Source organism: Shewanella intestini, from assembly GCF_018221465.1.
GTDB lineage: Bacteria > Pseudomonadota > Gammaproteobacteria > Enterobacterales > Shewanellaceae > Shewanella > Shewanella intestini.
This window is the reverse complement of record NZ_JAAIKR010000004.1, coordinates 216835-243784: the sequence shown is the minus strand read 5'-3', so window position 1 is coordinate 243784 and position 26950 is coordinate 216835. Positions and strand designations below refer to the sequence as shown.

The 26950-nt window shown below is 42.1% G+C and carries 27 protein-coding genes; 16 read left to right on the top strand and 11 right to left on the bottom strand.

What is annotated here, in order from left to right; translation table 11 throughout:
- The first annotated feature begins 67 nt into the window (after window positions 1–67).
- The 7 genes from pcnB to G3R48_RS06950 all read left to right on the top strand — a co-directional run bounded on the left by pcnB (window position 68) and on the right by G3R48_RS06950 (window position 6058).
- Window positions 68–1375: a polynucleotide adenylyltransferase PcnB gene (gene pcnB, locus G3R48_RS06980; RefSeq protein ID WP_323741217.1), complete on the top strand. Its 1308-nt coding sequence runs from the start codon at window positions 68–70 to the stop codon at window positions 1373–1375.
- Between the two features lie 4 nt (window positions 1376–1379).
- Complete coding sequence (gene folK, locus G3R48_RS06975) at window positions 1380–1862, top strand: 2-amino-4-hydroxy-6-hydroxymethyldihydropteridine diphosphokinase (protein ID WP_153661584.1); 483 nt, start codon at window positions 1380–1382, stop codon at window positions 1860–1862.
- 77 nt (window positions 1863–1939) lie between these two features.
- Complete coding sequence (panB, locus tag G3R48_RS06970) at window positions 1940–2734, top strand: 3-methyl-2-oxobutanoate hydroxymethyltransferase (protein ID WP_153661586.1); 795 nt, start codon at window positions 1940–1942, stop codon at window positions 2732–2734.
- Window positions 2735–2782: 48 nt separating this feature from the next.
- Window positions 2783–3631: a pantoate--beta-alanine ligase gene (gene panC, locus G3R48_RS06965; RefSeq protein ID WP_153661588.1), complete on the top strand. Its 849-nt coding sequence runs from the start codon at window positions 2783–2785 to the stop codon at window positions 3629–3631.
- Window positions 3632–3902: 271 nt separating this feature from the next.
- Window positions 3903–4427: a DUF4124 domain-containing protein gene (locus G3R48_RS06960; RefSeq protein WP_153661590.1), complete on the top strand. Its 525-nt coding sequence runs from the start codon at window positions 3903–3905 to the stop codon at window positions 4425–4427.
- Between the two features lie 245 nt (window positions 4428–4672).
- Entirely contained in the window at window positions 4673–4873 is a 201-nt protein-coding gene (locus tag G3R48_RS06955; protein WP_153661592.1) for a hypothetical protein, read from the top strand.
- Window positions 4874–4963: 90 nt separating this feature from the next.
- The gene (locus G3R48_RS06950; RefSeq protein WP_153661594.1) at window positions 4964–6058 is read left to right on the top strand and encodes a threonine aldolase family protein; all 1095 of its coding nucleotides are present in this window, start codon (window positions 4964–4966) and stop codon (window positions 6056–6058) included.
- Window positions 6059–6387: 329 nt separating this feature from the next.
- Here the strand turns inward: G3R48_RS06950 and G3R48_RS06945 are convergent, their stop codons facing one another.
- Window positions 6388–6585, bottom strand: coding sequence for a YheV family putative zinc ribbon protein (locus G3R48_RS06945; protein WP_153661597.1), 198 nt, complete (start codon window positions 6583–6585; stop codon window positions 6388–6390).
- Window positions 6586–6746: 161 nt separating this feature from the next.
- Between G3R48_RS06945 and G3R48_RS06940 the strand changes: the two genes are divergently transcribed.
- Window positions 6747–8645, top strand: a complete 1899-nt coding sequence (locus G3R48_RS06940; RefSeq protein WP_153661599.1) for an ABC transporter ATP-binding protein — start codon at window positions 6747–6749, stop codon at window positions 8643–8645.
- 308 nt (window positions 8646–8953) lie between these two features.
- Window positions 8954–9406 (top strand): TIGR02444 family protein, encoded by a 453-nt coding sequence (locus G3R48_RS06935; protein WP_153661601.1) that lies wholly within the window; start codon window positions 8954–8956, stop codon window positions 9404–9406.
- Between the two features lie 202 nt (window positions 9407–9608).
- Here G3R48_RS06935 and arsJ read toward each other — a convergent pair whose 3' ends face one another.
- The 5 genes from arsJ to G3R48_RS06910 form a co-directional block, all read right to left on the bottom strand.
- A complete protein-coding gene (arsJ, locus tag G3R48_RS06930; protein ID WP_153661603.1) occupies window positions 9609–10829 on the bottom strand; it encodes an organoarsenical effux MFS transporter ArsJ in 1221 nt (406 codons plus the stop codon).
- A 2-nt stretch (window positions 10830–10831) separates the two neighbouring features.
- Window positions 10832–11839 carry an ArsJ-associated glyceraldehyde-3-phosphate dehydrogenase gene (locus G3R48_RS06925; protein WP_153661604.1) on the bottom strand — a complete coding sequence of 336 codons (1008 nt, stop codon included), beginning with the start codon at window positions 11837–11839 and terminating at the stop codon, window positions 10832–10834.
- Window positions 11840–11906: 67 nt separating this feature from the next.
- On the bottom strand, window positions 11907–12254 hold the full coding sequence (locus tag G3R48_RS06920) for a metalloregulator ArsR/SmtB family transcription factor (RefSeq protein WP_153661607.1): 348 nt from the start codon (window positions 12252–12254) through the stop codon (window positions 11907–11909).
- A gap of 369 nt (window positions 12255–12623) precedes the next feature.
- On the bottom strand, window positions 12624–14207 hold the full coding sequence (locus tag G3R48_RS06915) for a GMC family oxidoreductase (RefSeq protein WP_153661609.1): 1584 nt from the start codon (window positions 14205–14207) through the stop codon (window positions 12624–12626).
- A 62-nt stretch (window positions 14208–14269) separates the two neighbouring features.
- On the bottom strand, window positions 14270–14779 hold the full coding sequence (locus tag G3R48_RS06910; protein WP_153661611.1) for a TAT leader-containing periplasmic protein: 510 nt from the start codon (window positions 14777–14779) through the stop codon (window positions 14270–14272).
- Window positions 14780–14891: 112 nt separating this feature from the next.
- On the opposite strand from G3R48_RS06910, the gene G3R48_RS06905 reads away from it, so the two are divergent.
- The 3 genes from G3R48_RS06905 (at window position 14892) to G3R48_RS06895 (ending at window position 17097) form a co-directional block, all read left to right on the top strand.
- On the top strand, window positions 14892–15866 hold the full coding sequence (locus G3R48_RS06905) for a hydrolase (RefSeq protein WP_153661613.1): 975 nt from the start codon (window positions 14892–14894) through the stop codon (window positions 15864–15866).
- Window positions 15863–16105, top strand: coding sequence for a YheU family protein (locus G3R48_RS06900; RefSeq protein ID WP_153661615.1), 243 nt, complete (start codon window positions 15863–15865; stop codon window positions 16103–16105). The genes G3R48_RS06905 and G3R48_RS06900 overlap by 4 nt, the downstream gene beginning before the upstream one ends.
- A gap of 95 nt (window positions 16106–16200) precedes the next feature.
- Window positions 16201–17097 carry a phosphoribulokinase gene (locus G3R48_RS06895; RefSeq protein ID WP_153661617.1) on the top strand — a complete coding sequence of 299 codons (897 nt, stop codon included), beginning with the start codon at window positions 16201–16203 and terminating at the stop codon, window positions 17095–17097.
- A 604-nt stretch (window positions 17098–17701) separates the two neighbouring features.
- On the opposite strand, the gene G3R48_RS06890 is transcribed toward G3R48_RS06895, so the two are convergent.
- Window positions 17702–18490, bottom strand: a complete 789-nt coding sequence (locus G3R48_RS06890; protein WP_153661619.1) for an SEL1-like repeat protein — start codon at window positions 18488–18490, stop codon at window positions 17702–17704.
- Between the two features lie 299 nt (window positions 18491–18789).
- Here G3R48_RS06890 and crp point away from each other — a divergent pair, with 299 nt between their 5' ends.
- The 4 genes from crp (at window position 18790) to G3R48_RS06870 (ending at window position 21868) form a co-directional block, all read left to right on the top strand.
- Window positions 18790–19425, top strand: a complete 636-nt coding sequence (gene crp / locus G3R48_RS06885) for a cAMP-activated global transcriptional regulator CRP (RefSeq protein ID WP_153661621.1) — start codon at window positions 18790–18792, stop codon at window positions 19423–19425.
- An 87-nt stretch (window positions 19426–19512) separates the two neighbouring features.
- A complete protein-coding gene (locus G3R48_RS06880; RefSeq protein WP_153661623.1) occupies window positions 19513–19863 on the top strand; it encodes a PepSY domain-containing protein in 351 nt (116 codons plus the stop codon).
- A complete protein-coding gene (locus tag G3R48_RS06875; protein WP_153661625.1) occupies window positions 19844–20515 on the top strand; it encodes a response regulator in 672 nt (223 codons plus the stop codon). Before G3R48_RS06880 ends, G3R48_RS06875 begins: the two co-directional genes overlap by 20 nt.
- Entirely contained in the window at window positions 20516–21868 is a 1353-nt protein-coding gene (locus G3R48_RS06870; protein WP_153661627.1) for an ATP-binding protein, read from the top strand.
- Between the two features lie 278 nt (window positions 21869–22146).
- On the opposite strand, the gene G3R48_RS06865 is transcribed toward G3R48_RS06870, so the two are convergent.
- From G3R48_RS06865 to G3R48_RS06850, 4 genes are all read right to left on the bottom strand, one after another.
- The gene (locus tag G3R48_RS06865) at window positions 22147–22944 is read right to left on the bottom strand and encodes a DUF1338 domain-containing protein (RefSeq protein WP_153661629.1); all 798 of its coding nucleotides are present in this window, start codon (window positions 22942–22944) and stop codon (window positions 22147–22149) included.
- Window positions 22945–23003: 59 nt separating this feature from the next.
- The gene (gene astD / locus G3R48_RS06860; RefSeq protein WP_153661631.1) at window positions 23004–24464 is read right to left on the bottom strand and encodes a succinylglutamate-semialdehyde dehydrogenase; all 1461 of its coding nucleotides are present in this window, start codon (window positions 24462–24464) and stop codon (window positions 23004–23006) included.
- A 10-nt stretch (window positions 24465–24474) separates the two neighbouring features.
- Window positions 24475–25494 (bottom strand): arginine N-succinyltransferase, encoded by a 1020-nt coding sequence (gene astA, locus G3R48_RS06855; RefSeq protein WP_153661633.1) that lies wholly within the window; start codon window positions 25492–25494, stop codon window positions 24475–24477.
- A gap of 86 nt (window positions 25495–25580) precedes the next feature.
- Complete coding sequence (locus G3R48_RS06850) at window positions 25581–26798, bottom strand: aspartate aminotransferase family protein (RefSeq protein WP_153661635.1); 1218 nt, start codon at window positions 26796–26798, stop codon at window positions 25581–25583.
- Window positions 26799–26950: the final 152 nt, after the last annotated feature.

Genomic DNA, 26950 nt, shown 5'->3' with positions numbered 1-26950 from the left:
TGACAACAAAGCAGAAGCCCCAGCAGTAGAGACAGCCACTCAAACCAATGATATGGGCCTAAACATAGTGCCTAGGAATGATCACGATATTTCTCGCCGCCAAATAAGTGAAAACGCCCTAAAGGTATTGTATCGCTTGAGTAAGTCAGGCTACAAAGCCTACCTCGTCGGTGGTGGTGTGCGTGACATATTATTAGGCCAACAGCCAAAAGATTTTGATGTGGTGACCAATGCCACACCTGAAGAAATTAAACGTTTATTTAGAAACAGTCGCTTAGTTGGACGTCGTTTTCGTTTAGCTCACATCGTATTTGGGCGCGACGTCATTGAAGTCGCGACACTGCGTGGTCACCATGACAATAAAAACGAAACCATCTCTAAATCAAATGCACAAGGACGTCTACTCAGAGATAACGTCTATGGCACCATTGATGAAGATGCCGAACGGCGTGACTTTTCGATCAATGCCTTATATTACGACATTAGCGATTATTCAATTCACAGTTATTCAGGTGGTATTCACGATCTAAATAGCCGTATCATTCGCTTAATTGGCGACCCTGAAACGCGGTATCGTGAAGACCCTGTTCGCATGTTACGCGCAGTGCGTTTTGCAACTAAGCTCGACATGGAAATTGAACCTCGCACAGCACAACCTATTAAAGAACTTGCGCCGTTATTGGCAGGTATTCCGGCTGCGCGCATGTACGAAGAAGTACTTAAACTGTTCTTTGCTGGCAAAGCACAAGCCAACCTTGAAATGATGCAAGCATACAATTTATTTGCCCCATTGTTTCCACAAATTGATGCCTTGTTGCAAGACGAACCTAAAGGCAACATGGCCAAGCTGCTTAATGCCGTGATGCGCAATACTGACACTCGTGTACAGCAAGATAAAACCATTACGCCGGCGTTTTTCTATGCTGCGTTATTGTGGTATCCCGTTAAACAACGAGCTGACGATATTTCGATTGAAAGTGGCCTAAGCCACTATGATGCTAACGTTGCCGCCATGGGCGATGTGATGGAGCAACAGTGCCGTACAATTAGTATTCCACGTCGCTTCAGTACACCAGCAAAAGACATCTGGCAGTTACAATTGCGTCTTGAACGTAGCCAAAGCACCCGCGCATTCAAATTGCTTGAACATCCTAAATTCCGTGCCGCTTATGACTTATTGTTACTGCGCGCAGAAGCTGAAGGTGGCTCAGCAGCTAAAGTTGCAACATGGTGGACAAACTTTATTGAGTCCAACGACGAGCAGCGCACTGAAATAGCTAAAAAAAGCCGTACAGGTAACCCACGTAATCGCGGTGCAGCGCAACGTAAACGCAATAGAAAACCTGCCCCTAAAAAGCCAAGTAACGACGAGTAATATCATGACGGTTGTTTTTGTCGCGTTAGGGGCGAATTTAGCTCAACCCGTAGTACAATTAAACCAAGCGGTAAATGCACTAGCGGCTTTATCGCTTGATGGTCAGGTAAACGTATCGTCTTACTATCGCTCAGTGCCCATGGGCGATGTTGAACAACCTGACTACGTCAATGCCGTTGCCAGCTTTAACACCCCATTAGCCCCCATTGCGTTACTTGATGCTTTACAAGCTATCGAATTAAATCAAGGGCGTGAACGTTTAGTCAGATGGGGCCCTCGCACTCTCGATTTAGACATCCTACTTTACGGTCAACACTGCATCAATGAGCCACGCTTAACAGTGCCACATTATGGAATGAAACAACGCAGTTTTGTTCTTATTCCGCTTGAAGAAATATCACCATCATTGGTCTTGCCATGCGCAACGCCAATAAATAAGCTAATTAGCCAAACAATGCGAGATGAGTTGGAAAAACTTGCCAAATAAGTTTAACCCCAACCAACATAGGGTTAAGCTCAAGATAATTTCCACTTCGCAATATTTAATTCGTTTAAGAGTCTATTATGTCCAAAGTATCTAGCTCAACCTTAATAAAATTCAAACAAGAAGGTAAAAAAATTACCGCGCTAACCGCCTATGACGCGAGCTTTGCTGGCGCATTTGACAACGAAGGTATCGACGTATTATTAGTCGGAGACTCAATGGGAATGGTATTGCAAGGTCATAGCGATACCTTACCTGTCACCGTAGACGACATTGCTTATCACACTGCCTGCGTGCGCCGTGGTATTGCCCGCAGCCTGCTGATTGCTGATATGCCATTTATGAGCTACGCAACTGCAGAACAAACGCTCACCAATGCCACAACCCTGATGCAAGCGGGTGCCAACATGGTGAAAGTAGAAGGCGGAGAATGGCTGCTTGAAAGTGTTGAAATGCTCACTCAACGCGGTATTCCCGTATGTGCACACCTTGGTTTAACCCCACAATCGGTGCATGTTTTTGGCGGCTTTAAAATCCAAGGCCGTGACAGCGAAAATGCCCAACGCATAATGAATGAAGCCAAAGCAATGCAACAAGCTGGCGCACAGTTATTAGTGCTTGAATGTATTCCTGCCGCACTAGCAACCAGCATTTCACAAGAATTAACCATTCCAGTTATCGGTATCGGTGCAGGTAACGGCACTGACGGTCAAATCCTTGTTATGCATGATGTTCTTGGTATCTCAAGCGGTTATATTCCCCGTTTTTCTAAAAATTATTTATCTCAAACTGGTGACATTCGCTCAGCAATTAAAGCCTATATTGAAGAAGTACAACAAGGTTTGTTCCCAAGCGACGAACACACATTTAATTAGTATTAGCCAAGCCACCGTCGTGTTTAATAAATCATAAGAGTTAACAGCATGAAAACCACCGCCAACATCAGTCAAATTCGCCAGCAAGTCACCGCATGGAAATTAGCCGGCAAACGTGTTGCTTTTGTTCCCACAATGGGTAACTTGCATCAAGGGCATTTAACCTTAGTTAAAGAAGCGAAGAAAAAAGCAGATGTGGTGGTGGTATCAATTTTTGTTAATCCATTGCAATTTGGTGCCAACGAAGACTTTGACGGCTACCCACGCACGCATGAACAAGACAGCCAACAACTCATTGAAGTTGGTGCCGACTTATTGTTTATGCCGACTCCAGAAGTCATTTATCCAAAAGGCTTAGATAAACAAACATTTGTTGAAGTACCTGAAATTGGTGATGAGTTTTGCGGCGCGACACGTCCAGGGCACTTTAGAGGCGTAGCCACTATCGTCAATAAACTATTTAATATCGTGCAACCCGATGTCGCCCTATTTGGCTGCAAAGACTTCCAACAACTATTGATAATTAAAACCATGGTTGATGACTTGTCGATGCCGATAGAGATCATAGGGGTTGAAACCATTCGTGAAACATCAGGATTAGCCATGAGTTCTCGTAATGGCTATCTCAGCGCTGATGAGAAACAGCGTGCAGCAACATTAAAACAAGCGATTGATAGCATTGCTCAAGGTATACAACAGCAAGGCGAAATACAATCACTCATCGACAATGCTATTACCATGCTCGAGGCAGTTGGCTTCAACTTAGATTACCTCGATGTGCGCAACGCTAACACCCTAAAAGTCGCCACTGCCGACGACAAAGACTTAGTCATCTTAGCTGCCGCATATATTGGTAAAGCACGCTTGATTGATAATCTGCATTTTTTAATAAAATAACGTAGTGATAAACATGTAACCAGTTGCATCATTAGGCAACGTGTAAGTATTTAAATTTAGTAAAAAAATAATAATTTCATACAAAATACGTCTTGTTTAAAAATGGGTTTTATCGGTAAAATCACACCATAGTGAATCGCGCAACCTTACACACCGTTGTATCACTGCCTTATCAAAGGCTAATGGAATGCCGCCAATACAATTATAGTGTCTATGCGCTACAATTATTGGTATTGAAAAAGTCGTAATGAACAAAAGGACGTGTTGCTAAATGGCAAGAAATTTGTTTTTTATCGTATTACTGTCTCTGCCTGTATTTGCACAGGCAGAGAACAGTACTATTTATAAATGTATGAAAAACAATAAAGTCGTATTTAGTCACACCATTTGCCCTGAAGAGTTTCGTCAACACAAAATTGAATATCAACTCGGCATCACCACCGAAACCGACTCTGATAAGAAAAAAGTTAGCAACGACCCACTCAAAGCCTTATTAAAAAAACAAACCATCTCTAAAGACAAGTTACTGCAATTGCTAGCCAGTGAAGTATATCGATTAAAACAAGAAAACAGTTACTTTGAAATTTTACGTGCCAGTGAAATCCAAAAACTCGACCGGAAACATTATTGGCAAACGAAGCCCAAAGACGACCCAAGTTATGGCCTAGAACTGCAAGCTATCCATCAACGCTTTGATGATTTAACCACCAATAACCTCAACGTAATACAAATGCTGAATCAACACAAAATGAAAATAACCGCAGAAGTCTCACCCGATCATTTCATGAGTCAATAGCTTGATTTTTATCAATAAATAAACCCTGCATGTATTTTAACAAGCTCATTCTTTACCAGCACCTTCATCTAAGCACAGAATATCAATCACTAAAAACACCCCTCCTTTTTTCCATCATCACGCGTTGCAAATTTATCCTACTTGCTCAATTTCATCGTCAATTATATGATCACAACTTAAGGCGTCTAAAACCGTCACTATTTTTCTATTTGGTTGTTACTTTTAATTGTTGTACAGGGAATACTATGAAATCAGCTAGCTTCACTTTGTTATCAACCTTATTTATGGTTGCTTGTTTATCTTCTTGCGCACAAATTAAAGATGCTGGAACAAAAATAGGCCATGCAACAAGGGATGCAACTAAAGAAATTGGCCACGCAAGTAGAGATGCAGCAAAGGCAGTTAGCCACAAAACCAAAGAAGTGGTTTCAGACATAAAAGAATAAATTTTAATTAATCAAACTTATCCCCTTTGAATCGGCATATTTAAGTAAGCTAATCTAATAAGATAGTTCCACTTAATTCCAGGAAAAAATATGGCCGATTATAAATTCAGGTTACCGGGCAATGCCCACCTTTCCCCTGCCGATATGTTTGCTGCCATGAGTGAATGGTGTCGCGATAATAACGTAGAGCATGACGTTTACGGTGAAGGCGAATTGATACAGTCTTTTGAAAATAAAATTGCTTCACTATTAGGTTATGAAGCAGGGTTATTTGTAATAACTGGCACCTTAGCACAATGCACCGCCTTACAATTGGCTTGTGAAAGCCGCGGTAAGTTTAATGTCGCAATGCATCAATCTAGCCATGTTTATTTACGTGAAGCGCAAGGCTTTCAAGCTCAAAACCGCTTCAATATTTTTCCTGTTGGTCAACCTTACCGCCCTTGGCAACTTGCCGATTTAGAGCAAGTTCAAGATCCACTCGGGGCTATGTTATATGAACTGCCCATGCGTGAAATTGGTGGACAAGCACCGTCATTAGCACAACTTAAACAAATTACTGATTATTGCCACCAGCAACATATTCATACTCACCTAGATGGCGCACGTTTATGGGAAACCTTAAGCTACTATCAGCAACAAGACGGCGAATTAACATATGCCGATATCACTCAAGGCTTTGATAGTACTTACGTGTCACTTTATAAAGGCATTAATGGTTTTGGTGGTGCGATGCTACTAGGCGATGCTGCATTTATTCGCCGTGCTCAAGTATGGATGAAACGACAAGGTGGTAACGTGTTTAGGCGTTCACCTTATATTATTGCTGCTGCAATGCAGTTTGATCAACGTATCGCGCAAATGCCGCAACTGTTTGCGCGGACAAAGCAGCTATACCAGCAAGTCAGCCATTGCTCAAATATGGCCCTAAATCCAAGTAAGCCACAAGCGAGCATGTGCCACGTTCACTTTCCGTTATCAATAGAAGAAATGACTCAGTTACGTGACAAATTAGCTGAAAGCGATCAAATCTGGATAGGTTGCCCACAAGCTGGCATGTTGCCAAACCAGTGTTTCATTGAATGGTATATTGGGGATAATTTATTAAAAATTAATGAAAAGCAATTACAGCAAATTTTAGCGCATATTGACAATGAAATAGCAGCAATTATCGCATCGAGATAAAATAAACAATCTCTTTAGGGCGTCGTTGACAGTCAGACAAAAAAGCCGTTATATAGACGAGACGCTTAAACGTCCCTTAAATATAAAGGCGTCATTGTTTTTAGCACCAGCAGGCTGATTAGACCCGACTGTCAATCAAGTTTATCTCTTTAAAAAGGTACAAGGGCATATCAGTTAATGCCCTTAATTGCTCGCCAGTAAAATACCAATGTGCAGTAATCGCTCGTTATGAAAAACGTGTGACTCGGCGCAGGTCAATTCAGCATGAGTCAATAACATCAATTGTCATTGCTCAGTTAAAGCAGATTTATGACCTAAAAACGACCTACTCATTCCGGTTTAAACACCCCAATTAAGCTACCACTTGATTGTTGCTTCGCCTGCTCATCAACTTGTTGCGCCGTATAGTCACAATCGGTGCATTCCACTGTTTCTATACCATTGAGTTTGAATAATAAGATACTATCTTGAGCCCCACATTTAGGGCACTTAGCGCCAGCTACAAAGCGTTTTTTAATTTTAGACATCGACAACTCGTTATTATTGTAATTATTAAATGCAGTCATTAGAAAACTTAATAAACGCATTTTGCCATGGTTCTGACTCTCATCCCACTATTGTGGGAAAAAAGCCAGAATTCAGGTATCATTCGGCCACTTATTTTTTTGCTCACTTCAAGTTGTAATTCATGATCAACATTAGCCAAGCCCAGCTTATCCGTGGCAGTAAAACATTACTCGACGAAGCTTCTATCACGGTTTATCCCGGCCATAAAGTCGGCTTAGTCGGTGCCAATGGTACCGGAAAATCCTCTCTACTTGGGTTGATTAAAGGCCAGTTACAACTTGATAAAGGCGAGTTTAGTATTCCCTCTGGCTGGCAACTTGCCTCTGTAGCCCAGGAAACCCCAGCACTTGAAACCACCGCAATTGATTATGTCATTGACGGTGACCAAGAATACCGCGAGCTTGAAACCCAACTGCATCAAGCACAAGAAAATGATGACGGAAATGCCATTGCCTTAATTCATGGCAAAATTGATGCTATAGGCGGTTATGCGATTAATTCGCGTGCTGGTGCACTGCTTGCTGGGCTTGGGTTTGGTGAAAAAGAACAGCACAATTCAGTAAAAAGCTTTTCGGGTGGTTGGCGTATGCGGTTAAACCTTGCCCAAGCACTATTGTGTCGCTCAGACTTACTGCTCCTCGATGAGCCCACCAACCACCTTGATTTAGATACCACTTATTGGCTTGAAGGCTGGATAAAAAGTTATCCAGGTACATTAATACTCATCAGCCATGACCGTGACTTTATCGACGGGATAGTCGATGAAATCGTCCATGTTGAAAACCAATTGCTCAATTACTACAAAGGTAACTACACCTCGTTTGAACGCATTCGCGCCGAACGCATGGCGCAGCAACAAGTCGCTTATGAACGCCAACAAAAAGAACGTGCTCATATGCAATCATTTGTTGACCGTTTTCGTTACAAAGCCAGTAAAGCGAAACAGGCTCAAAGCCGCTTAAAAGCCCTTGAGAAAATGGCAGAGCTTATGCCATCTCATGCACAAAGCCCGTTTCAAATGGCCTTTAAAGCTCCTGAAGCGCTACCCAATCCGTTGATTACCATGGAAAAGGTCGCAATAGGTTATGACGACATAACCATTCTAAATAAAGTGCAATTGAACTTAGTACCCGGTGCGCGCATTGGTTTATTGGGACGTAACGGTGCGGGTAAATCAACATTAATTAAATTGCTTTCAGGCGAATTACAGCCTAAATCGGGTATATACCAACCTAACCCTGGTTTAAATATCGGTTACTTTGCACAGCACCAAGTTGAATTTTTACACCTTGATGAAACGCCAATGCAACATTTATCGCGCTTAGCCCCAAATGCACGAGAGCAAGAACTGCGTAATTATTTAGGTGGATTTGGCTTTGACGGTGACATGGCGCTATCGATCGTTAAACCCTTTTCTGGTGGTGAAAAAGCCCGTTTGGTACTGGCACTGATTGTTTGGCAACGTCCTAACTTACTCTTACTAGATGAACCGACTAACCACTTAGACTTAGAAATGCGCCATGCACTTACCGTCGCACTGCAATCGTTTGAAGGGGCTATGGTAATTGTGTCGCATGACCGTCATTTATTACGCTTAAGCTGTAGTGACTATTATCTTGTCGACTCAGGTGAAGTCACGCCATTTAATGGTGACTTAGACGATTACCATCAATGGTTACTCGACGCGGCCAAAAAGCAGACCAATAGCAATGACAATACCACTAATGATGCTCCTCAAGTCGATAAAAAACAGCAAAAGCGCCTTGAAGCAGAAATGCGGAAAAAGCTTTCGCCGTTTAAAAAGCAGCAAGCAAAATTAGAAAAAGAACAGCAAAAATGGTCTGAACGTTTGGCCGAACTAGAAACCCAACTGGCCGATGGTGACTTGTATGATGCCGATAATAAAGCCAAATTAACCGCCATTTTGGCTGAGCGAACGCAGTTAACTCAAGCAATGGAAACCAGTGAAATGGACTGGTTAATGGTTCAAGAAGAAATAGAAGCCATTGAGCAACAATGATAGGCCTTAAACAAACACAGAGTTAAGGTAATATAACAATAGGCTGAGGCGTACTAACAACCCTCAGCCTTTATTTTGCTTACTTATTTTGCGCAAGCTTGTTTAACTGATAAGCAGGCAGATAGGCAGATAGGCAGATAGGCAGATAGGCAGATAGGCAGATAGGCAGATAGGCAGATAGGCAGATAGGCAGATAGGCAGATAGGCAGATAGGCAGATAATAAAGACTATTTATTCCAGTTAATCAACCACTAAGTGTTGACCTAAATCGCTAATATGCAAGGCTTACATACACAGGGAACGAGATCATGGCGCCATCAACAACCTCAAACAATGCGTTAATCGATCCGCAATTATGGCAATACTGCGAGCAACACTACCTGTTAGCGCCCAAACGATATATCGCCTTACAAGATGACCATCATATCAATGTCAATCTACTGCTATTAGCCGAACATTTAGACCAACAGCGCTGTTATTTATCCCCCGAACATTGGCAGCAATTACAACAGGTCATTCATAACTGGGAAATGCATGTTTTAACCCCATTTAGAGCACTGAGACGCAACAGCAAACACCATAATAGTGATGAACAATATCAAGCAGTGTTGGCTATCGAATTATCCATGGAGCGTCAATCACAGCAAATGCTAAGCGCTCATTTAACTTGCATTACGTTAAGCCAACAATCGAACCAAACCAATGTCCGTTGCTATCTATCGCAATTAGGGTTAAGTGAAACAATCTTGACAAGAAGTTAACCCCATAACGGCAACGAATGTGAGGTGATACAGCCGACAGTGGTGCAGTATTACGTTAGTGTTAAGTGCGATTACGCTAATGTGAGGTTGTGTAGAAGAAAACCTTTGAGAAGCAAAGCCCGATAGATTAGATTAACTCTGCCCTAAAAAAGAACCCCAAACTGTAGCTAGCTTGGGGTTTATCATTATCGAAATTAATCAATTAATGCATAGCAGGCAGTTTACGCGACAACAGCGCCGCTAAAGCAATAAACACAGTTGATATCATCAAGCACGCAGCAATACCATACACACCGTAAACCCAGCCAGATAATACCGTACCGATTAAACGTCCCATTGCATTTGCCATATAGTAAAAGCCAACATCAAGTGACACACCGTCTTCTTTGGCGTAACTCACAATAAGGTAACTATGTAATGATGAGTTAATGGCAAACATCACCGCAAACACCAGCAAACCGACCAGTAAAACACCGTCAGCTAACCAATTAAAGTGCAATGACAGACCAATCGCTAAAGGGACAAACATTAACCCCAGTGCCCAAGCAAATGCCGCTTGGCCATTAGGTACTCTGCCTTGTCTTTTGCCGGTAAAGTAAGGCGCAAAGGCTTGGACAATGCCATAACCTATCACCCACAATGCTAAAAATCCGCCTACGTACCAATGGTCCCATTGAAAGTGGCTAGCTAAAAATACCGGTAAAGCCACCACAAACCACACATCGCGAGCACCAAATAAACACATTCTGGCAGCAGACAAATAATTAATTGCACGGCTTTTTGAAAACATCTGAGAAAACTTAGGTTTGTCTTTGGCTTTACCCATGTCAGCGTTAAGAAAAATCAAGCTAAGTCCCCACACAACCGCTAACATCGCGGCCATGATTAACAATGCATGCTGAAAACCAAACGCACTTAACAAGCCTCCTCCTAAGAAAAAGCCCACGCCTTTTAAGGTGTTTTTAGAGCCTGTGAGTATGGCAACCCATTGATAAAGTTTGCCTTGAGCATCGTTAGGTACTAACAGTTTAATCGTGCTTTTGGCGCTCATTTTATTGAGATCTTTGGCGATTCCCGAAAACGCTTGGGCAATCATCACCCACATAATCGTTAAATATTGTTCAGGTACGACTAGCATCAGTAAAGCAAATACTTGTAAGCCTAAACCAATATTCATGGTGCGATTAAGCCCTAAACGCGCCCCGAGCCACCCGCCGACTAAGTTGGTGACAACACCAAAAAACTCATAAAACAAAAACAACATTGCAATGGCAATGGGCTCATAACCTAACTGATAAAAATACAACACCACCAGCATGCGCAATGCGCCATCGGTTAAAGTAAATGTCCAATAATTGGCTGTTACGATAAGGTATTGTTTAATGGCATCGGGTAATGCCATGACTTGGCGATATACAGACATGACTATTTATCCAATAAGGCAACCTTACGCACCAGTTCAGCAGTCCGGTTTGCATATCCCCATTCATTGTCATACCACACATACAGTTTAAGCTGCGTGCCATTAACCACCATGGTTGATAACGCATCAATAATGGCTGAGCGCGGGTCGGTGCGATAATCAATAGACACTAACGGCCGAGTTTCAAAGCCTAAAATGCCATTCAATTCATTAGCTGCGGCATGTTGCAATAATGCATTCACTTCTTCTACGGTTGTCGATTGCTCCATTTCAAACACGCAATCGGTAATAGACGCATTGGTTAACGGCACTCGAATGGCGTGACCATTAAGGCGACCTTTAAGCTCTGGAAAAATATGAGTAATCGCAGTTGCTGAGCCTGTAGTTGTTGGGATCAAGCTCATGCCACAAGCGCGGGCTCGACGTAAGTCTTTATGCGGCGCATCAATAATAGTTTGTGTATTAGTAATGTCATGAATGGTGGTCATTGAGCCATGCTTAATGCCCAGTTTTTCATGCAACACCTTAACCACTGGCGCTAAGCAGTTGGTCGTACAAGATGCTGCGGTAATTATTGTGTGTTGCTGTGGGTCATATAGGTGATCATTTACACCCATCACGATGTTTAGCACCCCCTCTTCTTTCACCGGTGCGGTGACAACAACCCGCTTAACCCCTTGGTCTATATAAGCCTGTAATAATGCTTTGGTTTTCATCTTGCCAGATGCTTCAATCACGATGTCACAATTTGACCAATCTGTATCGGAAATATGGGTATTTGCGGTACAGCTAATCACTTTATCGCCAATACACATCGAGTTTGCTTCAGCGCGTGCTTCATGGTGCCATTGACCATGAACCGAATCGAAGTTAATTAAATGAGCTAATGTTTCTGCATTGGCTTGAGGATCATTAATTTTAACTATCTCAATATCTTGCCAATCAAAAGCGGCACGCATTGATAAGCGTCCCATTCGTCCAAAACCATTAATACCAACTTTTATAGCCATCATTTTTTCCTTAAAATTTAATTATTAACAGTAGTGATTTATGATTTGGTCACTGTTTTTCGCTTTCCTAACAGCATTTATTTGCGCGGGCTGGGCGATCTCCCATCTGAGCTAAACGACTTTCACAGATAGCCATATAGGCATGATTATTATCATATGAGTCTTGTAACACTTGCTTCATCCACTGCGGCAAGGTGGCATTAATTTGATAAAAGACCCATTGCCCTTGTCGACGGTCTTGCAGTAAACCTACTTTTCTTAACTGAGCTAAATGACGTGATATTTTGGGTTGGCTTTCTTGCAATGCCTGCATGAGTTCACATACACACAGTTCATTTTCTTTAACAATCAGTAAAATACTCAATAGCCGGGTTTCATCAGCTAGAGATTTATAGAATGCGAGAGGAGAATTCATAAATTGTTGTCACCTTGAAAACAAAACTTACACATTTAACATATGGAAAATTATATATATGTTTTTTCGAATATGTCAATGCGTAATATTTATTCTTTTGCCTTTCAGCGTCATATGTTGGTGATTAATTTTGAAATTGCGAAGCAGATATCAATCTGATTGTTCGGATAAATATTGCAGACCTAAACAACATAACGCATCTTTGCAACGCCCAAGGTAAACAGTAAGCAAGTTTAAATAAGGTGGCTTGCGTTAAAAAGTTTAACCATATTAATCTCTTAATGTAAAAATATTCCCTTTACCAAGCCAAAGCCACACTCTGTCAATATATCGCCAGTGACTTATGCCTTAGCGACAAACTTGTACACATTAACGGATTAATTTTTTTGCTAATGCAGTGGCATTTTTGGCAACGATGGCATAAATAGACAGCTGCGGATTAGCGCCTAAACTGGTTGGAAACATCGAACCATCAAATACGGACAAGTTTTCTAAATAATGTGATTGCCCATTACTACCAATCATCGCCTGTGTTTTATCTTCACCCATTGGGCAGCCGCCCATCACATGAGCAGACGCCACAATCGTTTTTAATAATCCAATTTCCATATTATCGATTGCATGCTCAGCTTGCGTTAACGATGACACCATAGATTGGCCGTCACTCATCGATAATACTTGCTTAGCACCTGCTGCAAATTGCAATTGCGCCATAGACTTAAAAGCCCGTTTAGCCACTTGCCAAAATGCATCATTTAACGGGTAATCAAGTGCAAAGCTATTATCGGTTAAACGAATGCGCCCCCCAGGGCTATCTTGATTAAAACCGTCACGAACCAGTGCGATGATGACCTGCAAATGATTAAACTGCGCCATCAACTGTGCATGGCTTTCACCGAAACCGATGGTTTTAGATGCGATTAAAATAGGATGCACTGGCGCTGACTCTAATTTATAGCCAAGTGCTCCGGCTGCGCCATCAGACCAAACAAATTCATCAGAGTATATTGATTGCGGCGCGCCACTGTGACCATTAACTTGCTCATCAAAAATGGCACCTGACAATAACGTGGGATGCAAAAATGTTTGCCCCAATAATAAATGGGGATCTGGCGTTTTAGCCCGCATTAATAACGTTGGTGTATGAATGGCCCCAGCACTTAATACATAATGTCTGGCGCTAAAGGTGAGTTTTACGCCTGTTGGCTGGCCAAACTCATTTTGTGCAATTGCACTAAGGCTTGTCACGTTGTCTTGTCGATGAGCAATATCAGTTACTTTCGCCCGTGACACAAGGACTGCGCCGGCATTAAGCGCACTAGGGATGGTCGTCACTAACATCGATTGTTTCGCATTTACTGGGCAGCCCATCCCGCAATACCCCGTATTCCAGCAACCTTTAACATTGCGCTTAATTACCGTATGTTGCCAACCTAATTTTTTACAGCCATCGCGCAGCACGGCATTGTTTTTATTAGGTTGGTAATCCCATTGGTGGATATTCAGTCGCTGCTCCATCATTTCAAACCAAGGTTGTAATGATGAAGTGGTTAAGCCACTGACGCTACGTTGTTGCTGCCAAAAGTCCAAGGTGGGTGCTGGCGTTCTTATCGACGTTGTCCAGTTAATGGTAGTTGACCCCCCTACCGTGCGGCCTTGGAAAATACCAATTCCTTTATCAGCGGTTTTCATCGCCGCAGCTTGTTGGTACAAGTTTGGGTATGCGGTGCGCTCTTCCATATCAAAATGACGTGATGACTTTAATCCACCCGCTTCAATCATTAATACCTTAAGCCCAGCTTGTGACAGTATTTCTGCCGCTGTCCCGCCGCCCGCACCGGTACCGACAATCACGACATCAGCGTCAAAGTGTTTATCTTTATCTAAAAAACCGGCATCGACATGTTGCCAACCTGCAGCTAAACCAACTTCAATAGGGTCGATAATGGCCAAGATATTTTCCTTTTATGCAAAAACATTTAATGCCAGCTTACGCTGGCGTATTTAGACAAAGATTAATTGTCACCGACAACAAAAGTGGGTTTAACGTATTGCAAACGGCCCCAATGTTCTGGGCTGGCGTAATAGCTAGCCATGATCACCTCACGCAGCCCAAGATATGCGGTATTGAGTAAAGTGATAAAATGCTGCCTCCAGGACTCGAGCATATCGATTAGCTCAAACGGTTGGCGCAAAATTAACGGTGTTAAACTGCCAGTGATCAGCAACAAACTAAACCGTGATTCCAGCATATTAAGTAACAAAGTGATTTCTTCACGTTGCTCTTGTGGCAACACATTAATAGTGGCCTCAATGGTATTTAGCGTGCGATTAATCGCTTGCTCTTTATGAGTAGCGACATCGGGTAATGCGCCATCAAGAAAAATGGGAATTAACGTGGCAAATAACATGCGATGCGAACTTTGTACATGCTCTTGGCGGGTAAAAGAGGTCGATAAATTCACCCCAACCGCAAGCGCTGCTGTGCTGACAAAGGCACCAGTGATAAAGGTTCGTCTATTCATCCTTGCCTCTTACGAAGATTTGTTGTTATTTTTTCTTATATGCTAGAGTGCATGCCACTGATAGTTAACCATACGTCTAAAGTTTCACCAACTCAAATAGAATCTGGCCTGAATGAAAAAACGATTTTCACCCCCTTGGTGGGCTAAAAACCCGCATATACAAACCATCTTACCGGTATTGAGAAAAGTCCCTCAACCGCAAACGGTTCGCAGGCGTCAAGAGCTCGAGGATGGTGATTTTATTGACCTTGATTGGCTAGGAGAACCCATTAATGGCCAGCCTATTTTGGTATTAGTACATGGGTTAGAGGGCAGTGTAGCCTCCCATTACGCACGGCGAATGTTAACTCATGCGCAACAACTTGGGCTCACCGCGGTCGTTCATCATCATCGCAGCTGCTCAGGTGAACCTAATCGTTTACTACGCAGCTATCATAGTGGTGACACTGAAGATATCGCGTTTACCCTTAAGCAATTAGCACAAGCCTATCCACAATCGCCGTTATACGCGGTCGGTTATAGCTTAGGCGGTAACGTATTAGCTAAATACCAAGGGACATACCAACAAGATAGCTTGTTGGCCGCTGCTGTGGTTATTTCTGCACCGTTGGCGTTAGGGGCATGTGCAAAACGTTTGGAAGGTGGATTTTCAACGATTTACCAACATTACTTAATCAAACAGTTGCAGCAAAAAATGCGCACTAAGCTCAATACACCTGAGTTGGCAAGTCAAATGCCAATTACTCATCAACAACTTAATTCGTTATCGACATTTTATTTATTCGACGACCAAATCACCGCGCCTTTGCATGGTTTTGCTGACGTACAGGACTACTACCAACGCGCCAGTGGTTTGCAATATTTACAACAAATTAGCGTACCTACATTAATTATCCATGCCCAAGATGACCCATTTATGACCGATGAGGTCATCCCACAACCACACCAACTGTCAAGTGCTGTTGAATATGAATTGCATCAACGTGGTGGACATGTGGGCTTTATTTGTGGCGGCAGCCCTTGGCGTCCTAAATTTTATATTGAGCAACGAGCACTCAGCTTTTTACTGACCAAGGATCCACAATGATCATTCCCTATGACGCATTAATGTCTTTACCGGCATCAACGTTAGCGCAGCTGATCAAAGAGCACTTGTTGTCGCAACTAGAAGACGGCAGCTTTGCCGATATCGACCAGCAACAATTTGAACAAGCAATAGCAAGCTGTAAATACAAGTTAAAACAGGGGGAATTAGTCGTAGAATACAGTGAAGATGACGAATCTATTGCTATTCGTCATAAAGAACACATCATCGCCGTTCGTTAATATCAGCTTACAGACGTTGTTTGACGCCATAGCTGCGATTACCGTATAACTGTTTACTCTATATTTAAGACTTACCTTCACTTTAGGCGGGAAATATGTCAGCAAAACATCCAATTATTGCAGTGACAGGTTCATCAGGGGCGGGAACCACCACCACGACAACGGCATTTACCCATATTTTTAGACAATTGGGTATTAATGCGGCTTTTGTCGAAGGTGATAGTTTTCATCATTTCACCCGCGCAGAAATGGAAGTGTTAATTCGTAAATCTCAAGCTGAAAACCACAACATTAGCTACTTTGGCCCTGAAGCTAATAATTTTGCCAAGCTAGAAGAATGCTTCGACAGTTACGCTGATACTGGTACCGGGCAAACCCGTAGTTACCTTCACACCTTTGATGAAGCCGTGCCATTTAACCAAATGCCAGGGACGTTTACCAACTGGCATGACCTACCAGCAGACACTGATATGTTGTATTACGAAGGCTTACATGGCGGTGTAGTCACTGATGAAATTGATGTAGCTAAGCATGTTGATTTACTAATTGGCATGGTGCCGATTGTTAATTTAGAGTGGATTCAAAAGATTATCCGAGACACCAATGAGCGTGGTCACAGCCGAGAGAAAGTGATGGGTTCAATTGTTCGTAGTATGGATGATTATATTCAGCATATGACGCCACAATTTTCACGTACCCATATTAATTTCCAACGTGTACCAACGGTAGATACCTCTAATCCATTTAGCGCCAAAGATATTCCTAGCCTCGACGAAAGTTTTGTCGTGATCCGTTTTCGTGGAATAAAAGACGTCGATTTTCAATATTATTTGAATATGATCGAAGGCTCATTTATGTCACGAATGAATACTCTTGTGGTCCCGGGTGGCAAAATGTCGTTAGCAATGGAGTTAATTTTAACCCCGTTAATTAAAGCCTTAAAAGAAAAACGCCTCGAACTTCAAAAAATTGATGAGCTTGATCAACAATAAAAATAAATTACGTCATCGTTAAGCCACAATTCAGTTTTCACCGATAACATCCGCATTATCAGATATCGGCGATGTCAACACACTGTTCAAGGTTTCATCGTATTTGCTGCAGACAATCTATGACGACTAAGTCACAGTGATTCGCTAATAAATGATAATTGATGTACTTATCTTTCCGGTTCCCCCATTTTTGCCGTTAAGATAAGCACATCAATACTTAACGTCTTTTGCGTAACCTTATAAAAATCTTAAAATCTTAAAATCTTAAAATCTCAAAATCTCAAAATCTCAAAATCTCAAAATCTCAAAATCTCAAAATCTCAAAATCTCAAAATCTCAAAATCTCAAAATCTCAAAATCTCAAAATCTCAAAAAGCTTATATCCTCACGTCAGGCATTCTGAAACCGAATCAACAATATCGACCACTCAAATACAGCAACCTTCTTACATTCAACAAGTCTTTAGCGCGCAGTCAACAACAATGTATGCGTTGGTGATGAAACCGTATTGAGGTCATGCAATGAAACCTACTGTAATGTAAATAAAAAAAGCCACCAAGCATGACTCAATGACCTTCTATAACCTGCCTATATTATTTTACGCTTACTCTAATATCGGTATCACTTCCCGATAAGCTTGTTGATTTAAATACTGCTCAAGACGTGATTGAAACTCATCAATGTTGGCTAAATTCGGGGCGAGTTTTAACGCATTAATGGCCTTTTTTTGCGTATCTACCGCTTGCTCAAAATGTCCTTGTTCTGCATAACCTGCGGCAAGGTTATCAAGTATCGTTGGGTCATCTTGATTGCTTTTAAGTAATTTAAGGGACATATCAACGGCTCGATCGCCATCTCGAAACTTCGCTTCTGGGCAAGTTGCTAATATCCAAGCGACATTACCGAGAGAGACATCATCACCCACCGCTGAAAACTCAGCCATCGCTTTACCACAATGACGCTCAATACCGTCACCACCAGCAGAATAAATAAACCCTAAGCGAAAATGCGCCCATTTACTGCCTTGCTCACTAAGTTGTTGGTACCATTTCTGAGCTTGAGCTAAATTACGCGGGTACAGTTTGCCCTCGTAACTTAAATCAGCCAAGGTTTGCATCGCTTTTAGATGTTGTTGTGACGCGGCAGTTTCTAACCAATGCTGACCTTGAGCAAGATCTTTAGCCACAAAGCGACCAGTAATGTTCATTAAGCCCAATAAATACTGTGCATTAGCATCGCCCTGCTGCGCTTTATATTGAATACGCACTAATTTATTGGCTTGTTGAGTCGCCAGCGTTTCTGGTATTGAAAACGCTGCACTAGGCAAACAAGTCAAACTAGCACCATATAAACCTAAGGTTAAACAAACACGAATAACAGAAACTAACTTCAAGGACTACCTCAATAAACAAAAAGACCGACTTAATATGTGTCAACATTAACGTAAGTAATGTGCCCTGCACAATAAAAAAACAACTTCACTCGCTTGACAAAGTTGCCTTCCTTAAAATAAAACAGCCATTTATTGACCTGCATCTCAAATAAGACAAAATAACTCAAATGCTTACAAAGTTAATATAAACTACGCCAGTTTTAAATTCGATCTTCATCAAAGTTTTGCGTTAAACTGTCCCGTATAATGCTTAATTAGTTAATACTTACATTAATTTTATTCAATTGAGGAAATAAACTATGGCTCTGATTGGTAAGCCTAAACCTGACCCAACTTTGGAATGGTTTCTTTCACATTGTCACATTCATAAATACCCAGCAAAGAGTACATTAATTCACGCTGGCGAAGACTCCGATACCTTATACTACATTGTTAAGGGTTCCGTTGCCGTTCTGATTAAAGATGAAGAAGGTAAAGAGATGATTTTGTCATATCTCAATCAAGGAGACTTTATCGGTGAGCTCGGTTTATTTGAAGAGCAAGCAGAACGTACAGCTTGGGTTCGAGCTAAACAAGCTTGTGAAATTGCAGAAATTTCTTACAAAAAATTTAAACAATTAATTCAGGTTAATCCTGAAATTTTAATGAAACTTTCAGCTCAAATGGCTTATCGCCTGCAAAGCACTAGCCAAAAAGTCGGCGACTTAGCTTTCTTAGATGTCGCTGGTCGTATCGCACAAACGCTTTTACACTTAGCCAAACAACCAGATGCGATGACTCACCCAGATGGCATGCAGATCAAAATTACTCGTCAAGAGATCGGCCAAATTGTAGGTTGTTCTCGTGAAACGGTAGGCCGCATTTTAAAAATGCTTGAAGAACAAAGTCTTATTCAAGCTCACGGTAAAACCATCGTGGTATATGGCACCCGTTAAGTACTGATTCAGCTCAGTTTAAGGCTTCATAATTAAAGTGGTGTCCGGTCATTTCGGGTCACCACTTTTTTATTGAGGGGCGATAACATGAGCTGGTTCTCAAGCTCCATCATTAGTTTTAGTATACTGGTTGCAAGCACTAATCATCTACCAGAAAGTATTGAATATGATTACGAACATGATAAAGCCCAACAACTTGTTGCATCAGGCACCATTATTTCGTTAGATAAGTCTTTACAATGGTTAGGCCAATTTTGTTATGGACAGCTCATTGACGTGCGCCTCATAAAAACCGAAGGTACATGGCTTTATGCTGTAGAAATGCAACTAGTCAATGGTAAAGAGATTGATGTAAGACTCAATGCCACTAATGATATGAATAATTCAATATCGCAACTGCCAAGTGAGTGTATTCAAAATGAAACTGTTACTCGTTGAAGATAACCCGCTACTCGTTACCGAGTTAGAAAAACAATTAAAAAATGCAGGTTACGTTACTGACGTAACTGACAAAGCAGTAGAAGCCGATTACCTAATTAGTGAAACCAAGTACGACTGTGTCATTTTAGATATTGGCTTGCCGGACGGCAATGGCTTAACGCTATTAGAGTCGTGGCGTAAAAAAGGCTTTTCAACCCCGGTCATTATGCTGACAGCACGTAGCCAGTGGCATGAAAAAGTCGAAGGCTTTAATGCCGGTGCAGATGACTACCTTGGCAAACCATTCCATGCACAAGAACTATTAGCCCGTATTCAAGCATTAATTCACCGAGCTCACGGACGGATTAATTCATCCAGCAATGAAATTAGCGTTGCAGGTGTCACATTAGATGAAAATGAACAAAAAGTGACGGTAGAAGGCAATGTTTATGACTTAACCGCCATGGAATTTAGACTGCTAAAAATCTTTTTAATGTCGCCTAAAAAGCTACTTTCTAAAGCGTCGCTAACTGAAAAGTTATATCAATTTGACGATGAAAAAGAAAGTAACGTTGTTGAAGTTTACGTCACACATTTACGCAAAAAACTGGGTAAAACAGCCATTGAAACCCGTCGCGGCCAAGGCTATATTTTCCACGGTTTAAACTAAATGATCTCAATTCGGTCTAGGCTGAGCTTGTGGCTAAGTGCACTCATTGTCTTAGCAACATTGCTCGCGCTCATGCTTTTTGAATCTATGCTGCGAGAAGCTTTTCACGATTCGATCATTAACCGTTTAGAAGAAGATTTAGAGCGAGTCATTTTAGCGACCCGTCTTGATGACGGTAAACTGATTATCGACCAAAGCCAACTCTCTAGTTTCTACAAACCAGCCTACTCAGGCCGTTACTACCAATTAAACTTACCTAATCAAGTCATTCGTTCTCGCTCGTTGTGGGACGTTCAACTGCACACTGAAATGCTTCAAGCAAAAGAAATGCGCTCTTGGCAGGCTAAAGGCCCACAAAATAACGACATTCAATTATTATCAATTGGAGTTGGTGCGCCTAATTCAACACTCGTTGCAACATTAACGGTGGCACAAGATCTCAGTATTGGGCGACGGGTGTTTAATGAAGTCTTTGGGGTAAAGCTGGCGATTAATATCGGCATGTTATTGTCGATGTTATTAGGTATTTTTATTATTTTGCGCCAGTCATTTAAGCCAGTCAATCAGGTGCAAACCTCTATTGCGAAGCTACGTGATGGTGAAATATCACAACTGGATTTATCTCCCATTCCACAAGAGATTCGCCCATTAGCAGAAACCTTTAACGAACTATTAGATTACACGTCAAAACAGGTTGAACGCAGCCGCAATAACTTAGGTAACTTAAGCCACGGCTTAAAAACGCCCTTAGCGGTCATGCAGCAACAAGTTGAAGCATTAGGCTTAACCGACCCAGACCTTGCAATGGCAATGCAGCAACAGCTTGATGATATAAGAATGCTTATTGAACGCAAGCTAGCCGCTGCTCGGGTCACTGGCGATATGTTGCCTGCTGCGCAAATGAGTGTTCCGAAAGACTTTGAAAGCCTGCTCAACACCTTACATAAAGTGCATCATAATAAATCGATTCAATGTCAGATAAGCAATATCAATGAAGTATCGCGTGTCCCTATTCATCGTGAAGATGGCATGGAGTTATTTGGTAACTTACTAGACAACGCCTTTAAATGGGCCCAAAGCACCGTTAATGTCACTATTTTTACCACAGAGCAACATATTATGTTAGTGATTGAAGATGACGGTGCCGGTGTGGAAGAGCAAGCCTTAAAACACTTGACCGAACGTGGTAAACGCCTAGATGAAGGGGTAATGGGACACGGTTTAGGCTTATCCATTGTCAAAGAAATTTGTGAGCAATACGGGTTTACATTAACCTTTTTATCAGGCCAATCATTATCAGGGTTAACGGTAAAAATTCAATTACCTCTTGCTCATGCTAATGGGATAAATTAACCCACATTTTTACTTTTAGGCGCTGTGCGTGGAGGCTTTACACACCAAACGCATGGTACACGCCATAAAAAATGCGACTGCATTACAGTCGCATTTTTTGTTTGAGCAACGCTGTAAAGTAAAGTGTCTTAGTTGTTCACTGACAATATAGTAGCAACCAACCACAAGCCATCATTTGATTCGCAACTGTTCCGACTTAACAATCAAACACCACCGCTTAACTTTTAAAGCCCTTCTCAACAGCGATATTGATACGCCATTAAACGTGGTAGTTTTGCTTACATAGCGTTGGTTGATTCGAATATCTTATCCGCAGATGCAGCAACAAAACCGGTGTACAGCTTGCCGTTTTCAAGCGGGTAGCGCTTAGCAAACTCATAAAAACAACTCGGGATCTCTAATTCAGCATCGCTAAATTTCACCACCATCCTGTCGGCCATTGTTGACGATTGCTCGAGTAATACGGCTTTAGAGCCTTTCACTTCACCACCCGCACTATTTAAAATAAAGCCAGCCTCTTTTAACTTAAGGTTAACTGATTCAATGTCATCAAAATCAGGTAAGTCATTTATTGACACCGTAAAGTGATTGGCACGATAACCTAACGCTGCAACCCAAGCAGCGTATTCACTTTCAGCCAATAACGCTTGGTAAGTTGCAAGATCTAAGTCCCAGTGACGCCCAGAATAGAGGAAGTTATCAGCGGTAACGGCACTCACATCCATTTGTGCAACAAGCCCTTTTACAGTTGCTTGTAGCTGTGGGCTAAACTCTTCAACCATTAGTTCAGAAATAAACACTTTTGGTTGACTAGGATCTGGATGTTCGAAGTGTTTAGCAACTAACTTCTTTTTCTCGAAGTGATAGTCACCACAATCCACATAACCAATAGCAATAAAATGCTTGGCCAGGACGGCTAAATTTACACTAGCGATATTAAACGTGCGTAGTGCAATATGGTCATTAATAATATCAGCACCATCACCGAGTAATTGATGAATATTGGCCGCAGAGGGAGTCATTTTTATGTAATCTTGCCAAAGCTCGGCAAATAATACGTTTACATCACAATGCATATTTCAATCCTTGTAAAAGCAAATAGGAGCGCATTCGCTCCTATATTGATGTCAATTAATTACAGCGATAAACCAGGGCTTAATGTTGCCGGTAAGCTCACGCTATCAGCTTCCATCGACGCTACAGGGTAGGCACAATAATCAGCAGCATAAAATGCACTGGCGCGGTGATTACCTGATGCGCCAACACCGCCAAATGGTGCAGCACCTGACGCGCCAGTAATTTGCTTATTCCAATTCACAATTCCCGCGCGAATACGGGCCAAAAAGTAATCGTAATCGGCTTTACTGTCAGCCAATAAACCGGCAGACAAGCCATAGCGGGTATTATTGGCCAGCTCAATGGCTTCATCAAAGCTGCTATAACGCACTAATTGCAATAATGGACCAAAGTATTCTTCATCTGGTAATTGTGTCACTGAGGTAACATCAAGAAGCCCTGGACTAACTAAACCTGTGCCAGCTTCAATATGTGTCAGCTCAACTAATGGTTTTGCACCAAGACTTAATAAATTAGCTTGCGCCGCGACCATACCTTTTGCTGCTTGCTCAGAGATCATCGACCCCATAAACGGTTGCGGCTGGGCATTCCACGGCGACACTTTAATTTGTTTAATGGCTGTCACAAGTTGAGCAATCAACGCATCACCTTGCTCACCTTGTTCAATGTAAAGACGACGCGCACAAGTACAGCGTTGACCCGCTGAAATATACGCAGACTGGATAATATCATGCACCGCCGCTTTCGTGTCGGCGACATCTTTAATAATAAGAGGGTTATTGCCCCCCATTTCTAACGCTAAAATTTTTCCTGGATGCCCGGCAAACTGTTCATGCAAAAGATGACCTGTACGTGAGCTACCTGTAAAAAATAAACCATCAATTTGTGGGTGAGATGCTAGCGCTTTGCCCGTTTCAACTTCCCCTTGCACCATATTAACAACGCCAGCGGGTAAACCCGCCTTTTGCCAACATTGCAGCATTAACTCAGCCACTTTCGGGGTCAATTCTGATGGCTTAAACACGACGGTATTACCTGCAAGTAACGCAGGTACAATATGACCATTGGGCAAATGCCCAGGGAAATTATACGGCCCAAATACTGCAACCACGCCATGGGGTTTATGACGCAAAACAGCTCGCCCTGCAGGTAACTCATTCGTTTCAGTACCCGTGCGTTTGTCGTGTGATTTTATCGATAAACCGATTTTACCAATCATCGCACCAGCTTCTGTGGCGGTTTCCCATTGTGGTTTACCGGTTTCTTGTGCAATGGTTTCCGCTATTTCAGCTTTATGTGCTTCAAGTTGATCACGGTAAGCTTCAATAATGGCAACTCGGCCTTCATAACCAAGCATATACCAGTCAAATTGAGCTTTACGTGCTGCACTAATAGCGCTATCCACTTGTTGTACGGTAGCCGTTTTACCTTGCCAAACCACCGCTTGGTTAGCAGGGTTTGTAGAAGTAATGTCATGGCCTAAACCTGCAAGCCATTGTCCTTGAATAAATTGTGTCATGATGATTTCCCTACATTGCTAACACACGAATTTGGTCACCGTCATTGACTAATAATCCATTAGCAATTTCAGGGCTTAATACCACTTCGTCATGTTCATGAGACACCAATAATTTCGCTGAAGTTGCTCGGTATTCAGCCAATAAAGTATTGGAAAAAATAAAGTGTTCGTCGGCGTGTGGCATTCTGCCAATTTTGACGGTTAACAGACGACTATTCTGCACTGCACGGATGTCAGTTAAAGCACATTCAACCGTGGGACCGCCATCAAAAATATCGACATAATTACGGAACTTAAAGCCTTCAGCTTCAAGTAAACGCAGTGCTGGTTTGGTATTTTTATGCACCTCACCAATGACCTTGCGAGCTTTTGAGGGCAACATACACACATACACGGGACTGCGAGGCATCATCTCCGCCATAAACGATTTTTTACCTAGTCCAGATAAATAATCGGCTTCAACAAAATCAATCCCTAAAAAATGCTTTTGTAACCACTCATAAAATGGTGATTCGCCTTTATCATCGCTCACACCTCGCATTTCAGCGATCACGGTATGACCAAAGCGTGCCTTATGTTGAGCTAAAAATAAGAACCGCGAACGTGATAAAACTCGACCATTACGGCCTTTACGATAATTGTCTTTTAAAAATAAAGTACACAGCTCTGCAGCGCCGGTGTAGTCGTGACATAACGTCAGTGTTTCAACTTCATTACGCACTGAAATCTGTTCAGAATAGTAAACTTCTGTGCCTAATCGGTAATGGTAAAAGGCATCTTCCATGCCGACAGCTGCTTCAATTGCGCAAGTTCCAACAACTTCATTGGTTTTAGTGTCTTCCATCACCATCAGATAGCCTTCATCTAATGGCGTTGACACATCTTTTGAGAATGAATTTTCTGCGCGAGTAATTTTAGAGCGAAGTAATTCTTCGTTTACTGGAAGTGAGGTAAACCCGTGCCCTGATTCAATGGCAATATTATGCAGCGCATCGTAATCACTGCAGCGAATAGGTCGAATGATTAACATGAGAATCTCCTAAAGGTGCTGGCCTCTATAAAGAGGTCAGCACTGTCCCAATAACATAACTGCACAAACATGTGCAGTTATTGGTATTAACCAGCCACAACCTTGGCTACAGCACGCTCAAAACGTGCTAAGCCTTCAGCAATGTCAGCTTCTGGGATAACTAAAGAAGGGGTAAATCTAATCACATTTGCACCTGCAATCAGGCTCATCAGTCCCTCAGCAACAGAGGCGACTAAGAAGTCACGGCTACGGCCGTTGTATTTTTCATTCAATACTGCGCCAAGTAACAAGCCTTTACCGCGAACTTCACTAAAGACATCATATTTTGCATTAATAGCAACTAATCCATCACGAATAAGTTGTTCACGATATTTAACGCCGTCTAACACGTCTTGAGTATTAACGACATCCATCACTGCGTTACCAATAGCACACGCTAGTGGATTACCACCATAAGTTGAACCATGAGTACCAATTTTAAGATGTTTAGCCACTTTTTCTGTGGTTAGCATTGCCGCGATAGGGAAACCACCGCCCAATGCTTTAGCACTGGTTAGAATATCTGGCACGATATCGGTGCTCATGTAAGCATAAAGCTCACCGGTACGACCCACGCCGGTTTGCACTTCATCAAAAATAACTAACGCGTCATGCTTGTCTGCTAATGCACGTACCGCTTTTAAAAATTCAGGATCACCATTGATAATCCCACCTTCACCTTGAAGTGGTTCAAGCATAATGGCACAAGTGTTATCTGAAATAACGGCTTCAAGTGCCGCAATATCATTAAACGGAATATGCGTAATGCTTTGTGGTTTAGGGCCAAAACCATCAGAGTAAGCCGCTTGGCCGCCAACAGTAACAGTAAAGAAGGTACGACCATGGAATGCTTTGTCAAAAGCGATAATTTGATCTTTTTGCGCGCCATGGTTTTCAAGCGCATAACGTCTAGCAAGTTTTAATGCCGCTTCATTGGCTTCAGCACCTGAGTTGGCAAAATAAATGCGCTCTGCAAACGTTGCATTAACCAATTTCGTCGCTAGCGCTAACGCCGGTTCGTTAGTCATTACATTCGATAAATGCCACAGTTTTTCACCTTGCTCTTTAAGAGCCGAGACTAAAGCTGGATGACAATGACCTAAGCAATTAACCGCAATACCACCTGCGAAATCGATAAACTCATTACCTTGTTGATCCCAAACTCGGCTACCTTCTCCTCTAACCGGAATGACGGCGGCAGGTGCATAGTTAGGCACCATCACTTGGTCAAATTGGGCACGGTCTAAGTTCATTTCAACACTCATTGCTTATAATCCTTATTATTAATCGCAGCTTGTAGGCCACTAATTACGCTATTTTCTTTATTTTATATTGGTGAAATAGCCTGAGCTTATTTATTTATCAGAACATTATTAGCGAAAACGTGATCAAAATACCAGTAACGGACAGTTAACTT

Coding starts and splice junctions, on each gene's coding strand:
- folK (WP_153661584.1), top strand. CDS start 1,380: ATGACGGTTGTTTTTGTCGCGTTAGGGGCGAATTTAGCTCAACCCGTA.
- panB (WP_153661586.1), top strand. CDS start 1,940: ATGTCCAAAGTATCTAGCTCAACCTTAATAAAATTCAAACAAGAAGGT.
- panC (WP_153661588.1), top strand. CDS start 2,783: ATGAAAACCACCGCCAACATCAGTCAAATTCGCCAGCAAGTCACCGCA.
- G3R48_RS06960 (WP_153661590.1), top strand. CDS start 3,903: ATGGCAAGAAATTTGTTTTTTATCGTATTACTGTCTCTGCCTGTATTT.
- G3R48_RS06955 (WP_153661592.1), top strand. CDS start 4,673: ATGAAATCAGCTAGCTTCACTTTGTTATCAACCTTATTTATGGTTGCT.
- G3R48_RS06950 (WP_153661594.1), top strand. CDS start 4,964: ATGGCCGATTATAAATTCAGGTTACCGGGCAATGCCCACCTTTCCCCT.
- G3R48_RS06945 (WP_153661597.1), bottom strand. CDS start 6,585: ATGTCTAAAATTAAAAAACGCTTTGTAGCTGGCGCTAAGTGCCCTAAA.
- G3R48_RS06940 (WP_153661599.1), top strand. CDS start 6,747: ATGATCAACATTAGCCAAGCCCAGCTTATCCGTGGCAGTAAAACATTA.
- G3R48_RS06935 (WP_153661601.1), top strand. CDS start 8,954: ATGGCGCCATCAACAACCTCAAACAATGCGTTAATCGATCCGCAATTA.
- arsJ (WP_153661603.1), bottom strand. CDS start 10,829: ATGTCTGTATATCGCCAAGTCATGGCATTACCCGATGCCATTAAACAA.
- G3R48_RS06925 (WP_153661604.1), bottom strand. CDS start 11,839: ATGGCTATAAAAGTTGGTATTAATGGTTTTGGACGAATGGGACGCTTA.
- G3R48_RS06920 (WP_153661607.1), bottom strand. CDS start 12,254: ATGAATTCTCCTCTCGCATTCTATAAATCTCTAGCTGATGAAACCCGG.
- G3R48_RS06910 (WP_153661611.1), bottom strand. CDS start 14,779: ATGAATAGACGAACCTTTATCACTGGTGCCTTTGTCAGCACAGCAGCG.
- G3R48_RS06905 (WP_153661613.1), top strand. CDS start 14,892: ATGAAAAAACGATTTTCACCCCCTTGGTGGGCTAAAAACCCGCATATA.
- G3R48_RS06900 (WP_153661615.1), top strand. CDS start 15,863: ATGATCATTCCCTATGACGCATTAATGTCTTTACCGGCATCAACGTTA.
- G3R48_RS06895 (WP_153661617.1), top strand. CDS start 16,201: ATGTCAGCAAAACATCCAATTATTGCAGTGACAGGTTCATCAGGGGCG.
- crp (WP_153661621.1), top strand. CDS start 18,790: ATGGCTCTGATTGGTAAGCCTAAACCTGACCCAACTTTGGAATGGTTT.
- G3R48_RS06880 (WP_153661623.1), top strand. CDS start 19,513: ATGAGCTGGTTCTCAAGCTCCATCATTAGTTTTAGTATACTGGTTGCA.
- G3R48_RS06875 (WP_153661625.1), top strand. CDS start 19,844: ATGAAACTGTTACTCGTTGAAGATAACCCGCTACTCGTTACCGAGTTA.
- G3R48_RS06870 (WP_153661627.1), top strand. CDS start 20,516: ATGATCTCAATTCGGTCTAGGCTGAGCTTGTGGCTAAGTGCACTCATT.
- G3R48_RS06865 (WP_153661629.1), bottom strand. CDS start 22,944: ATGCATTGTGATGTAAACGTATTATTTGCCGAGCTTTGGCAAGATTAC.
- astD (WP_153661631.1), bottom strand. CDS start 24,464: ATGACACAATTTATTCAAGGACAATGGCTTGCAGGTTTAGGCCATGAC.
- astA (WP_153661633.1), bottom strand. CDS start 25,494: ATGTTAATCATTCGACCTATTCGCTGCAGTGATTACGATGCGCTGCAT.
- G3R48_RS06850 (WP_153661635.1), bottom strand. CDS start 26,798: ATGAGTGTTGAAATGAACTTAGACCGTGCCCAATTTGACCAAGTGATG.